Source organism: Rhizobium mongolense subsp. loessense (assembly GCF_900099775.1).
Taxonomy (GTDB): Bacteria; Pseudomonadota; Alphaproteobacteria; order Rhizobiales; family Rhizobiaceae; genus Rhizobium; species Rhizobium loessense.
The window spans coordinates 728,090-740,223 of the sequence record NZ_FMTM01000001.1 but is presented as its reverse complement, the minus strand read 5'-3'; the positions used below and the strand labels follow the sequence as shown (position 1 = coordinate 740,223).

The 12,134-nt window shown below is 59.9% G+C and carries 8 protein-coding genes and 1 tRNA gene; 7 read left to right on the top strand and 2 right to left on the bottom strand.

All coding sequences use genetic code 11. The features are described 5' to 3' along the window. Positions 1 to 56: 56 nt before the first annotated feature. The 3 genes from BLP23_RS03690 to BLP23_RS03680 are packed head-to-tail and all read left to right on the top strand — an operon-like array spanning position 57 to position 2,935. Positions 57 to 1,199 (top strand): ABC transporter ATP-binding protein, encoded by a 1,143-nt coding sequence (locus BLP23_RS03690; RefSeq protein WP_092583581.1) that lies wholly within the window; start codon positions 57 to 59, stop codon positions 1,197 to 1,199. A gap of 2 nt (positions 1,200 to 1,201) precedes the next feature. Continuing rightward, positions 1,202 to 2,113 carry an ABC transporter permease subunit gene (locus BLP23_RS03685; RefSeq protein ID WP_092583580.1) on the top strand — a complete coding sequence of 304 codons (912 nt, stop codon included), beginning with the start codon at positions 1,202 to 1,204 and terminating at the stop codon, positions 2,111 to 2,113. A gap of 3 nt (positions 2,114 to 2,116) precedes the next feature. After that, entirely contained in the window at positions 2,117 to 2,935 is an 819-nt protein-coding gene (locus tag BLP23_RS03680) for an ABC transporter permease (protein ID WP_092583579.1), read from the top strand. A 3-nt stretch (positions 2,936 to 2,938) separates the two neighbouring features. Here the strand turns inward: BLP23_RS03680 and BLP23_RS03675 are convergent, their stop codons facing one another. Then, positions 2,939 to 4,828: an AsmA family protein gene (locus BLP23_RS03675; RefSeq protein WP_092583578.1), complete on the bottom strand. Its 1,890-nt coding sequence runs from the start codon at positions 4,826 to 4,828 to the stop codon at positions 2,939 to 2,941. Positions 4,829 to 4,992: 164 nt separating this feature from the next. Here BLP23_RS03675 and BLP23_RS03670 point away from each other — a divergent pair, with 164 nt between their 5' ends. Continuing rightward, positions 4,993 to 6,945, top strand: coding sequence for an acetoacetate--CoA ligase (locus BLP23_RS03670; protein WP_092583577.1), 1,953 nt, complete (start codon positions 4,993 to 4,995; stop codon positions 6,943 to 6,945). Positions 6,946 to 7,163: 218 nt separating this feature from the next. Here BLP23_RS03670 and BLP23_RS03665 read toward each other — a convergent pair whose 3' ends face one another. Further along, complete coding sequence (locus tag BLP23_RS03665) at positions 7,164 to 10,694, bottom strand: ATP-binding protein (RefSeq protein ID WP_092583576.1); 3,531 nt, start codon at positions 10,692 to 10,694, stop codon at positions 7,164 to 7,166. A 215-nt stretch (positions 10,695 to 10,909) separates the two neighbouring features. On the opposite strand from BLP23_RS03665, the gene BLP23_RS03660 reads away from it, so the two are divergent. From BLP23_RS03660 to BLP23_RS03650, 3 genes are all read left to right on the top strand, one after another. Further along, positions 10,910 to 11,359, top strand: a complete 450-nt coding sequence (locus BLP23_RS03660) for a phasin (protein ID WP_039844018.1) — start codon at positions 10,910 to 10,912, stop codon at positions 11,357 to 11,359. Between the two features lie 130 nt (positions 11,360 to 11,489). Next, a tRNA-His gene (locus BLP23_RS03655) sits at positions 11,490 to 11,566 on the top strand. Between the two features lie 202 nt (positions 11,567 to 11,768). Further along, positions 11,769 to 12,014: a helix-turn-helix domain-containing protein gene (locus BLP23_RS03650; RefSeq protein ID WP_022717225.1), complete on the top strand. Its 246-nt coding sequence runs from the start codon at positions 11,769 to 11,771 to the stop codon at positions 12,012 to 12,014. Positions 12,015 to 12,134 lie beyond the last annotated feature (120 nt).

The window sequence follows — 12,134 nt, the reverse complement described above, 5'->3', positions numbered from 1 at the left end:
TGACGACTGCCCGCCGTGGGGAGGGCCGGTTCTCAAATCATGTCTTGGGGAACAAAATGAAGTCACTTGGCAATATTCGCCGCACCTTCGCGCCTTGGGCCGATCCGGCTTCCAAGCCGTTTATCTCCTTCAAGAACGTGACGAAGAAGTTCGGCAACTTTACCGCCGTGAATGACCTGTCGCTGAATATCTATCATCGCGAATTCTTTGCATTGCTCGGCGCATCGGGCTGCGGCAAGTCGACATTGTTGCGCATGCTTGCGGGCTTCGAGCAGCCGACCTCCGGCGAAGTGATCCTCGACGGCACGAACCTGGCAGGTACTCCGCCCCACAGGCGGCCGGTCAACATGATGTTCCAGTCCTATGCGCTCTTCCCCCACATGACGGTCGAGAAGAACATCGCTTTTGGCCTCCGCCAGGACGGCATGCCGAAGGACGAGATTATCGAGCGCGTTATGCAGATGCTGAAGATGGTGAAGCTGGAGCAGTTTGCCTCCCGCAAGCCGAACCAGCTTTCGGGCGGTCAGCGACAGCGCGTGGCGCTCGCCCGCTCGCTTGCCAAACGCCCCAAAGTACTTTTGCTCGACGAACCGCTCGGTGCACTCGACAAGAAGCTGCGCGAGGAAACGCAGTTCGAGCTCATGGACCTGCAGCAGAACCTCGGCCTCACCTTCGTCGTCGTGACGCACGACCAGGAAGAGGCGATGACGATGGCGGATCGCATCGCCGTCATGAGCCACGGCAAGGTCATCCAGGTGGCGACACCGGCCGAAATCTACGAGGCCCCGAACTCGCGTTTCGTTGCCGATTTCATCGGCGATGTGAACATCTTCGACGGCCAGGTGGCTTCCGCCGGGACCGGTATGGTCGAGATTGCCGTCGACAGCGGCCTCACCATCAAGGTCGCGACATCCGATAAGCCTGCGAAGGGCAGCAATGCCGGCTTTGCGATCCGCCCTGAAAAACTGAAGGTGCTTCGTCATCCGCCGCCGAACTCTTCGGTCAATGCCGCATCCGGCGAGCTTTGGGATATCGGCTATCTCGGCGATATGACGGTTTTCCATGTCAAGCTGAAGAGCGGAAAGGTCGTGAAGGCTTCTTCGCTCAATGCGCAGCGTGCGGTCGATGATCCTTTCACATACGATCAGGAAGTCTGGATCTCTTTCGCCGAAGATGCCGGCGTGCTGCTGAGGGATTGACCATGGGCAAGCTCGGTTCCGCGATCTACAGCCGCCTCGTGATCATCGTCCCCTATGCTTGGCTGCTCATCTTCTTCCTCGCGCCGTTCTTCATCGTCTTCCGCATCTCGATGTCGGCAACGGCGATCGCGATGCCGCCCTACACACCCGTCTTTTCGCTCGGCGATGGCTGGACCGGCTTCTGGGACAAGGTATCGACCTTTTCCTTCGAAAATTACAGTTACCTCATCGACGATCCGCTGTATTTCAACGCCTATGTCTCGAGCGTCGTTATCGCCGCGATCTCGACATTCCTGACACTGCTCATCGCTTATCCGATCGCCTATGGCATGGCGCAGGCCCCTCGCAGCATCCGCCCGACACTGCTCATGCTCGTCATCCTGCCGTTCTGGACAAGCTTCCTGATCCGTGTCTACGCCTGGATCGCGATCCTGAAGCCGGAAGGCCTGCTCAATCAGGTGCTGCTGGCCACCGGGATCATCGACAGTCCGCTCATCATCCTGAACACCAACATCGCGGTCTATATCGGGATCGTCTATTCCTACCTGCCGTTCATGGTTCTGCCGCTCTATTCATCGCTGGAAAAGATGGACGGGACGCTTGTCGAGGCCGCGCACGATCTCGGCTGCACGCCGATCATGGCCTTTTGGCGCGTGACGTTCCCGCTTTCGCTCCCGGGCGTTATCGCCGGCTGCATGCTGGTTTTCATCCCGGCCGTCGGCGAATTCGTCATCCCCGACCTGCTCGGCGGATCGCAGACGCTGATGATCGGCAAGACGCTCTGGAGCGAGTTCAATTCGAACCGCGATTGGCCGGTCTCCTCCGCGGTCGCAACGATCCTGCTGTTGATCCTGGTGATCCCGATCGTCTTCTTCCAGAACGCGCAAGCCAAAGCCGACGAGCAGGGAAGGTAAGCCATGCTGCAATGGACCCGCTTCAATATCGTCTCGGTCACGCTCGGCTTTGCCTTCCTCTATCTGCCGATCGTCCTGCTCGTGATTTTCTCGTTCAACGAATCGAAGCTCGTCACCGTCTGGGGCGGCTTCTCGACGAAATGGTACACACAGCTGCTGTACAATCAGGCTTTACTCGACGCTGCCTGGGTGACGGTGCGCGTGGGCGTGCTCTCCGCCACGCTGGCTACCATCCTCGGCACGCTCGCCGCGCTCACGCTCGTGCGCTACACGCGGTTTCGCGGACGCATGCTCTTCTCCGGAATGGTCTATGCGCCGCTCGTCATGCCCGAGGTGATCACCGGGCTTTCGCTGCTGCTGCTGTTTGTGGCGATTGGCTTTGACCGCGGCTTCTGGACGATCACGCTGGCGCATACGACGCTGACGATGTGCTTTGTCGCCGTTGTCGTGCAGTCGCGCCTGGTGAGCTTCGATCATTCGATCGAAGAAGCGGCGCAGGACCTCGGCGCTCCCCCCGTCCGGACCTTCTTCGAGGTGACGCTGCCGATCATTGCGCCCGCCGTCTTTTCGGGCTGGATCCTGGCATTCACCTTGTCGCTCGACGACCTCGTGATTGCGAGCTTCACGTCAGGCCCGGGCGCCACGACCCTGCCGATGAGAATCTATAGCCAGGTGCGCCTCGGCGTGACCCCGGAAATCAATGCGGTCTGCACGATTCTGATCGGTATCGTAACGGTTGGGGTCATCTGCGCCTCGATCGTCTCCAAGCGCCGCGAGATACAGCGGGAACGCGATGAGCGTGCGGCAGCCAACGCGCCTTGAAAATCACTGGACGCCGGGTGGCTGCTGATTGATCAGCGGAACCGGCGAAATCACCGGGTTCGGCCAAGAGCCGCCGACGAAGAACGGCAGAAGCGGCAACACTGCCTTCTTGGCGTCATCGGTCGCCTGCAGCGATCCCGAAAGGGCCAGTCCGTTGGATTCGTACGGGATGATGCCTGAAAGGGTCAGCGTCTCGTCTGTACCTTGAACGCTGACGCCGCGAAGCTCGGCCGAGCCATCCGCGAGAGCAGCAGCCACATCGATCCGATTGAATTCGAAAGCGCGGCCCGAAACGGCGCTCAGCGGGAAAAATTTCTGCTGGGCGGCCTGGCTTCGGATGGCTTCCACGTCAAGGCGGGCGATCGAGCCCGCATTGCCCCGGAATGCAAGCTGTCCGCTGACGTCGGCAGCGCCTGCCGTCCAGATCGGCTTGTTGGTTTTCAGCGAAATGTCGAGCGATCCATTCGCGAGCGGTAATGGGCCTTTTAACTGCAGGCGTTCGATCAGCCCAGCAAAATCGGCACCGCGGATCGAGACCTGCAGCTTGCCGCCGCCGTCGAAATTCCCGCGCATTGCCTCCAGATGCGCCGTCATCTCTCCGCCTTCGAACTGGCTGTCGCCGATATCGAATTTGGCTTCGTTGCTGGAAACGATGATACTTGCCCCGACATCGAAGAGCTGGAAGGGCGGAAGCTGCATTTCCTTGGCGGAGAGCCTGAGATCGACATCAAGCTTCTGCAGCGGACCGCCATCTTCCGGCGCGCCCGCTTCGCCCGCGGCCAGGCGCAGAGTAAAGGCGTCGAAGAAGGGCTTGAGGTTCATACGGTCGAAGGCCAGCGTGCCGCCAAGTCTTGCCCGCGCGTTTGTGCCAATGGAGATGTCCATGACGCCGGTTGCATTCGCATCGTTGAGCCCAAGCGCAACTCGGTTGAAGCGCAGGCCGTTGGAGGCGGAAAATATGTCGCTCTCGATCGAAAACGATCTCAGCGTCTCAACGTCCGGAATGGATTTGCCGGACCAGGCCAAAAGCGCAGGCAGGTCGGGAATATTGACCGACACGGTGCCGGATAGTCCGGCAAGGCCTGAGATACCGCCGATACCGGTGAATTCTGCTGTCATGAGCTTGGAGGTAAGTGCGGTTTTGATTTGAGCAACCTTGCCGCCGAAGATCAGCAGCGGGCTATTGGACGAGAAGTCAAGCTTCAAATCTTCGCCGCTCGTTCTCGCCATCAGCACCGCCGTCATCGGGCTTGAAAGCCGCGGCCAGGTGATATCGGCGGTTACGCCTTGGAAATGATAGGTCTTGCCACTTGCAAGATCGGCGACATTGAGCGTGCCGTCTTCGACGGTGATCGCACCGATCGTCGCATCAAGCCTTTGATCGAGGACTTCGGCTCCACCTTCCTGGCGCGCGTTGGTGATCGCCTTCGCAAGCTGCCCGGCATAGGTCCAGTCGATCAGCCCCTGTTGGTCGCGGGTGAGGGAAAGATTGGGGCGCAGCAGGTGGAATTCATGAAAGCGGGCGCTGCCGCGGATGGCGTCGATGAGGCTGAAATCGGCCGAAAGGCTCTCGATCGTGCCGAGCAGCTTGTTGCCGCTCTTTTCGGGCTGGCGGATGGTGATCTGGTTCAGCGTAATGCGCGGTGTCGGCCAGAATTCGAGAACTGGCGTGCCCTTGATCTCGGCCTGATAGCCGGTCCATTTCGACAAAACGTCCTCGATGCCGGAGCGCACCAATCCGCTCGAAACGAGATAAGGGGCGGCAACACGAAGCGCCACGAAAACGATGGCGGCGAAAAGGATCAGGCTGGTTGCAATTCGCGCAAAACCCGGCAGCCAGCGGGAAACGGGTATCATCTTGCGCCGCCATTTTGGTTGTCTTGACGTACCCATAAGCTCCGCCAGTATTTTCAGCTGCTTATCCGTTAGCTATCGATTTCGCCGGATATATGAAACGAAAGATATATGCAAATCTTCGAGAGGCCTGCGTCTGAAGCGATGCACACTTTATAATGCGGTGCAGCATGGTATATAGCGGATAATAGGGAGGAGATTGAATGAGTGAGACCGTGCCGCTTTGGGTGCCTTCGAAAGAGTCGATTGAGGCAAGCCCGATGCATGCCTTCGTGCAGCGCTGCAACGCCGAGTTTGGTCTGGAGTTCGAGACCTATTTGGACCTTCATGCCTGGTCGATCGATGAGCCCGAAAAGTTCTGGACCTCGGTTTGGGCGTTTTGCGGTGTGAAGGGGGAGCAGGGCGCACGAGCGCTGGCCGACGGCGATCTCATGCTCAAGGCTCGTTTCTTTCCTGATGCGAAGCTGAACTTTGCCGAGAACCTGCTTTCGGGCGAAGGGGCTGCTGACGCGATCGTCTTCCGCGGCGAGGACAAGGTCGAATATCGCTGGTCGTGGGCCCGGCTGCATGCGCTCGTATCCCAGCTGCAGCAAGCCTACCGCGCGCTCGGCATCGGCGAGGGGGACCGCATCGCCGCGATGATGCCCAACATGCCGGAGACGGTCGCCTGCATGCTGGCCGCCGCCTCGATCGGTGCCATATGGTCGTCCTGTTCACCGGATTTCGGCGAACAGGGCGTGCTCGACCGCTTCGGCCAGATCGGCCCCAAGCTCTTCATTGCCTGCGACGCCTATTGGTATGGCGGCAAGCTGCAGGATGTGAAGTCGAAAGTTGCTTCGGTGGCAAGGAGCCTCGCTGCTCCGGTCGTGATTGTCCACTATGCCGGCGATGCCGCAGCGGTTGCGAGAGAGACTCCGAAGGCGAAGACGCTGGAAGAATTCATCAAACCTTACCAGCCAAAAGCCGTCGAATTCGTGCGGCTTCCCTTCGCGCATCCGCTTTATATTCTCTTCTCCTCCGGCACCACCGGCGTGCCGAAATGCATTGTTCATTCCGCTGGCGGCACGCTTTTGCAGCATCTGAAAGAGCATGTGCTGCATTGCGGCCTGAAACGTGGCGAGAAGCTCTTCTATTTCACCACATGCGGCTGGATGATGTGGAACTGGCTGGTGAGCGGCCTTGCCGTGGGTGTCACGCTTTGCCTGTTCGACGGCTCGCCCTTCGCGCCGGACGGCAATGTGCTCTTCGACTATGCGCAGGCTGAAAACTTCGCGGTCTTCGGCACTTCCGCGAAATATATCGACGCGGTGCGCAAGGGCGGGCTGACGCCGCGTACCACTCATGATCTTACGAGCCTGCGTCTCATGACATCCACGGGATCGCCGCTTTCGCCCGAAGGCTTCACTTTCGTCTATGAGGGGATCAAGGAAGACATCCAGCTAGCCTCCATATCGGGCGGTACGGATATCGTCTCATGCTTCGTGCTGGGCAATCCGCTGCAGCCGGTCTGGCGCGGCGAAATCCAGGGGGCGGGCCTCGGCCTTGCCGTCGACGTATGGGATGATGAAGGTAAGCCTGTGCGCCAGCAGAAGGGCGAACTGGTCTGCACCAAGGCCTTTCCGTCGATGCCGGTCGGCTTCTGGAACGATCCGGATGGCGCGAAATACAAAGCGGCCTATTTCGAGCGCTTCGAGAATGTCTGGTGCCATGGCGATTTCGCCGAATGGACGGAGCATGGCGGCCTTGTCATTCATGGCCGCTCCGACGCGACGCTCAACCCCGGCGGTGTGCGCATCGGCACCGCCGAGATCTACAATCAGGTCGAGCAGATGGACGAGGTAGCCGAAGCGCTTTGCATCGGCCAGGATTGGGAGGACGACGTCCGAGTGGTGCTTTTCGTTCGCCTCGCGCCGGGCGCCGCGTTGACGGACGACCTCGTCAAGGCCATCAAGACCCGCATCCGCACCGGGGCCTCGCCGCGCCATGTGCCGGCGAAGGTCATCGCGGTCCGCGATATTCCGCGCACCAAATCCGGCAAGATCGTCGAGCTTGCGGTGCGCGAGGTCGTGCACGGACGGCCGGTGAAGAACAAGGAGGCGCTCGCCAATCCCGAGGCGCTCGACCTTTTCGTCGGACTCGAGGAATTGCGCGTCTGATTTCAATCAAATGCACCGCAAACTATAGGCTATCGTTTGATAGTTTCTGCCGCCTGGAAACCTTTCGTTAAGAAAGGTTGGTCAAAGGTAAAGGCAATCGGGGCTGCGCATGAACGAAGCAGCTTGCCTGCGGGCTCCCGAAACATGAGGTTGATCGACTATTCTCTTGTTGAACAGCACCAAATTCCAGGCAGCCATTCGCGGCTGCCTTTTTTGATTCAGCCTGCCAGCACGCGCTGCGACGGGAAGGTGACCTCAACGAGCGTGCCCTCGTTCGGCGCCGAATTGATCGAGAAGATCGCCCGGTTTGCATCCACCATCGCCTTGGTCAGCGGCAAGCCGAGACCCGTACCATCGCCGCGGTGGCGCGACTGGGCGGAAACCTGCCTGAACGGCTTCATCGCTTGGTCGAGTTCGCCGCGCGTCATGCCGATGCCGGTATCGCGCACACGCAGCACGACACTGCCATTGGCTTCATATGACGTTGAAACCACGATCTGACCGCCTGACGGCGTGAAGCGGATGGCGTTGGAAAGGATGTTGAGAGCGATCTGCTTGACGGAGCGGAGATCGGCAACGACATTCGGCACCGACTGCGACAGCGCCGTACGAATTATGACGCGTTGTCCGTTTGCCTGCGGCTGGACCAGAGCCACGGCCTCCGAAATCGCCTCGTTGAGGCCGACGGATGCGAAATCGAGATCCATCTCACCCGCTTCGATCTTCGAGATATCGAGCAGATCGTTGACAATATCGAGGACATGGCGGCCCGAGCGGCCGATGTCGTTTGCATATTCGATGTAGCGCGGATGGCCGATCGGACCGAAGCGCTCGCTCGCCATCATGTCCGAGAAGCCGATGATGGCGTTGAGCGGCGTGCGGATTTCATGGCTGATGCGCGCGAGGAAATCCGTTTTGTGGGCATTCGCCGTTTCGGCGGCGCCCTTCGCATTTCGAAGCTCGTCCTCGGTGCGCTTCCACTGAGTGATGTCGCGGATAACGGCGCAATAGCCGCTCGAGGAGGTGAGCCGGCCCATCGTCATGAACAGCGGAACAAAGCCGCCGGATGACTCGCGGCCGATCACCTCACGCCCGTCGTTCAGAACGCTTGCGACGCTATGGCCGGAAAGGCCGTTCAGATAGTCGAGCACCGCCTTCTGGCTCTCATGCGCAAAGAGCATCACGAAGGGTTTGCCGCGGGTCTCTTCCTCATCATAGTTGAAAAGCGCGCTTGCCGAGCGGTTCATCGATCGGATATCGCCTTCTGCGCCGATGACGACCACGCCGTCCGTCGCCGTTTCCAGGATGGAGCGGAGTTCTTCCACCTCGACCTGCAGCTTGGCGACCTTTTCGATCATGCGGTCGGAGCGGATGTCCGCGCGGGTTTCTTCGTTTTGAGCCGGCGCAACGTCGCTTCCCTCGACAGGCATCAGCGCCAGCATGAGCGCGCTGGATTCTTCCCAGCGGATCGATTGCAGGCGGGCGGTGACCGGCACGAGCGAGTCGTCGGCCGTCACGAGCACCATTGCGCCCGGGCGGCCCGCTTTTTCATCCAAGTCGCGGCGTTGAAGCAGCGCGTCGATCCCGCCCACATCGCTGAGATCGTCAAGCGAAGCATAGCCGGTCAGACGCATGAATTCGGGATTGGCGTGGATCAGCGCATCGCCGGCATGGACGAGCACGGCAACCGGCAACTGGTCGACGGTATTGGCCGATAGCCCGTCCGTCATCTTCACCCGCGGCGGGATGGCACTGTGCAGCACTTCGATCGGGCTGAAGGTTTCGTGCAGGCCCTCGGTGGCATCGTCCTCAGTCGGCTCGGGCGTCTCGACGTGCTCCGCTGCATCGGCCGGTTTTTCGGCGGCCGTGCTCGCGCTCTCGAAGATTGCCTCGTTCGGCACGCCTTCGGATGCACCTTCTGCCGGCTCTGTGGGAGCCGGGCTCTCTGCACCATCGGGCTCTGTGGGAGCCGGCTCATCGTCGCGAACGCCGAAAGCTTCCAGGCGTTTGGCGATCTCGCGGAAGTTTGCCTGCTCGGCCGCGCTCAGCGCCGGACCTGCACCATGGAGTTGAATGATCTTGTCCGTCAGCCGGCGGCTCGGCGTTTCCACCACGCGCAGGACGGGCGGCTCTTCGCGAGACGCGGTTTCGAAGGCCGCCTCGGGCTCCGGTGCGGCTTGCGGCACGTCCGGCTGGGGCTGCACGTCGGATGCCTCCGGAGCAGCCTCCTCCGGCGACTGTTCGGGGCCGGCCGTGTCGCGGCCGAAGGCATCGGCGCCGAGCGTCAGACCGAGCGCCAGCGGATCCTCGGTTGCATCGGAAAGCCGGACAACGCCAAAGCCGCGGAAGCCGTCGAACTCCCGGTTGCGCGTATAGGTCGGCAGCGCGGCGAGGTCGACGGGAACGATCAGGCTCGTCCCCTCGATCGGCCAATGGATCGTCTTGCCTGACCATGTATCCCGGCGCTCGAGCGCTTCGGCGATCTTGGCTTCGGGATCGAGGTTGAAGAGTGCCGCGATGTCGGAAAAGGCAACGCCAATGATGTTGGCTGCGTGTGGACCGACGGCATCGGCGAATTCACCCGACACTTCGCTGAAGTGGCCGTCGGCGTCGATCTTCCACACAAAGCGCGTCGCGCGGCTGTTTGGCTTGAACGCAAAGCCGTTTGCTGTCGGCTGGGCGGCCACCTTGTCTTGGCCGCCATCTTCGGTTTCGTGCCCCGGATTGCTTCCGGCAGGTTCGATCTCGCGCCGCACCTCGGCATCGGCAGGCTCTGTCCTGGTCTGCGCGTCCACTGTGTCGTCGCCGGCCGGCTCCGCGCGGTCAGCGAGCGGCATCTCGGGTTCGGAAAGGATAAGCTCTTCCGGTTCTTCGTGATCGATGAGCGGTTCATCTGCCGCTTCGGCTACGGGCTTGGTTTCCTCGCCGTCGACAATCTCCAGCGCTTCTTCGACGTCCTGGATATGCGCAACTGCATTGAGCGCGTCGTCGAATCTTTCGCCCTTCGGCTCGTCGATATGGTTAACGGCGGCTGTGGATAACGGCTCTTCTGGCGCTGTTGCGTCGATCGGGTCGAGATTGCCAAGCACGGTCTCGACGGCAAAGAGAAGATTGAGCGCCGGCTCGTCGCTGAGCTTGCCGACGGCAGCGGGCAGGTAACCCTTGCCGGTTGCGACCGGGCGCTTGACGAGCCGGTCGGGATGGGCGCCTGCAAGGTTGGTCAGCGTTTTGGCGGTCTGCTGGGTGATGCCGAGCGACGCAAAGCCGGGCGAGGACGCAATGACTTCGCCTTCCGCTCCGATCACGGCCATATGCGTATCGGGATCGTCGAGCCCCTGTAGCATTCGCGCTGCGGTTTCTGCGGCAGGAAGCGGTTGTGAAGAAACGGGAACCGAGAACAGAATGCCGCGCTCGCCGGACGAAAGCCCGATCATTTCGGCAGTTGCTTGGGCCGGAGCTCGCCGGAAGCCCTTGGCGATCCGGATCACCAGGCTTCTGGTGTCGCCGATCGCGGCGAGCTGGCGAGCGGTCGTCTCGATCTGGCGGAAGGTGATGTCGGCGCGATTCACGCCCTGATCGAGAAGGTCATAGACGGCGATCTGGCTGAACAGTTCCGCGCCGGCGCCATTGGCCCAGAGCAGGCGGGAAAGGTCGGCCGAGAAAAGCACCATTGCTTCGCCACGCGAAAAGCGTTCCCGCACCCGTTGATGCACGGCAATGTCGATGAACGGGTATTGGACTGCGGGCATGTCGGAACCTTGTCCCTTTCGGCCTCTTCAAAAATTAACAGTCTATTAATAACGACGCGCCGGAAATGGGTCCAGCGCAGGGGTCGGGTTTCGGGCGGAAAGGTTAATTCGTTGTGCGACGCACAATTATGTTGCAATGCACAATGGAATGCCTTATATAAGATATATCCAAACTATCCAGGCGTTGTTCGCCTGAACCCAAGGAGCTTAATTCGATGGCTAACATAAAGATCGACGACGTTTTTTCAATGTCCTCCTTCGACCCGTCCAAGTTCGCCGAATCCTTCCGCGACTTCGCGGAAAAAGGCGCCCAGCAGTCACGTGAAGCCTATGCCAAGATGAAGGCCGCCGGCGAAGATGCCGGCAAGACCCTCGAAGCCACGGTTCAGACCGCGCAGGCCGGCACGGTCGAAATCGGCCTGAAGGCGATCGACGCACTCCGCACGAATGCTGAAAATTCCCTCTCGCACATGGAAGCTCTGCTCGGTGTGAAGTCGATTGCAGAACTCGTCGAACTTCAGACCGCTTTCCTGCGCAAGCAGGCGGAACTGACCGTCGAGCAAGCGAAGTCGATGCAGGAAACCTCCAAGCAGGTTGCCGAGAAGCTCGCAAAGCCCAGCAAGGAAGCCGCCGAAAAGGTCATGGCCTCCTTCAAGGCTGCCTGATCCGTTACGAGCGCAATCAAACAAAAGGCTGGACCGTATGTCCGGCCTTTTTGTACATTGAGGGGAGATAGGGCTTGAATTAATTTCCAAGTCCTCGTATGTGACCCCCGTCGCGCCAGGCGCGATTTGTGCGGTTGTAGCTCAGTTGGTTAGAGCGCAGGTTTGTGGCACCTGAGGTCGGTGGTTCGAGACCACCCAACCGTACCATTCCTCTCAAAAAACCGAAATTCGGCAGATCCGCTTGGGCCGTCCGGCTTGTTATCTGCTGAACTATTGCCCTCTGGCACCGGCTCCCTATCTAGCCACCGCAGCGAAGGTAAACTTTGTGTTATATTGCGTTGCAAAATGTGAGCCGGAATGTCATTTTGTGCCGGGGGTTACATCAGAGTGCTTTTAGAAGGAGACTTTAATGTCCATTTCTCTCAAGAATCTGGATGAATCCAAAGCGACGGTGGTTTCCGCGATGAATGTTGCCGCCGAGGTCAGGAAAGCGCGTGAGGCTGTTGGTTACAGCGTCGATGATCTGGCGGTCACCTGTGGGCTTGTCACCAATGAAATCATCGAAATCGAGAATGGGGAAAATGCCGATCCTGCCAAGTTGCGGCGCATTGCTGCCGCCTTGCAGGTTCCGCCGTCCGATTTCGTTCCTCTGTAAGGCTACACTGTGAACGAACTAAAAAGCCGGTCAATTTTGACCGGCTTTTTTTGGCTTTGCGCCATGCCCTCCGAAATGATGGAACCTGCCCATCCTCCCGCCGTTTTACAGACGACGGGA

Coding starts and splice junctions, on each gene's coding strand:
- BLP23_RS03665 (WP_092583576.1), bottom strand. CDS start 10,694: ATGCCCGCAGTCCAATACCCGTTCATCGACATTGCCGTGCATCAACGG.
- BLP23_RS03690 (WP_092583581.1), top strand. CDS start 57: ATGAAGTCACTTGGCAATATTCGCCGCACCTTCGCGCCTTGGGCCGAT.
- BLP23_RS03680 (WP_092583579.1), top strand. CDS start 2,117: ATGCTGCAATGGACCCGCTTCAATATCGTCTCGGTCACGCTCGGCTTT.
- BLP23_RS03675 (WP_092583578.1), bottom strand. CDS start 4,828: ATGGGTACGTCAAGACAACCAAAATGGCGGCGCAAGATGATACCCGTT.
- BLP23_RS03660 (WP_039844018.1), top strand. CDS start 10,910: ATGGCTAACATAAAGATCGACGACGTTTTTTCAATGTCCTCCTTCGAC.
- BLP23_RS03685 (WP_092583580.1), top strand. CDS start 1,202: ATGGGCAAGCTCGGTTCCGCGATCTACAGCCGCCTCGTGATCATCGTC.
- BLP23_RS03650 (WP_022717225.1), top strand. CDS start 11,769: ATGTCCATTTCTCTCAAGAATCTGGATGAATCCAAAGCGACGGTGGTT.
- BLP23_RS03670 (WP_092583577.1), top strand. CDS start 4,993: ATGAGTGAGACCGTGCCGCTTTGGGTGCCTTCGAAAGAGTCGATTGAG.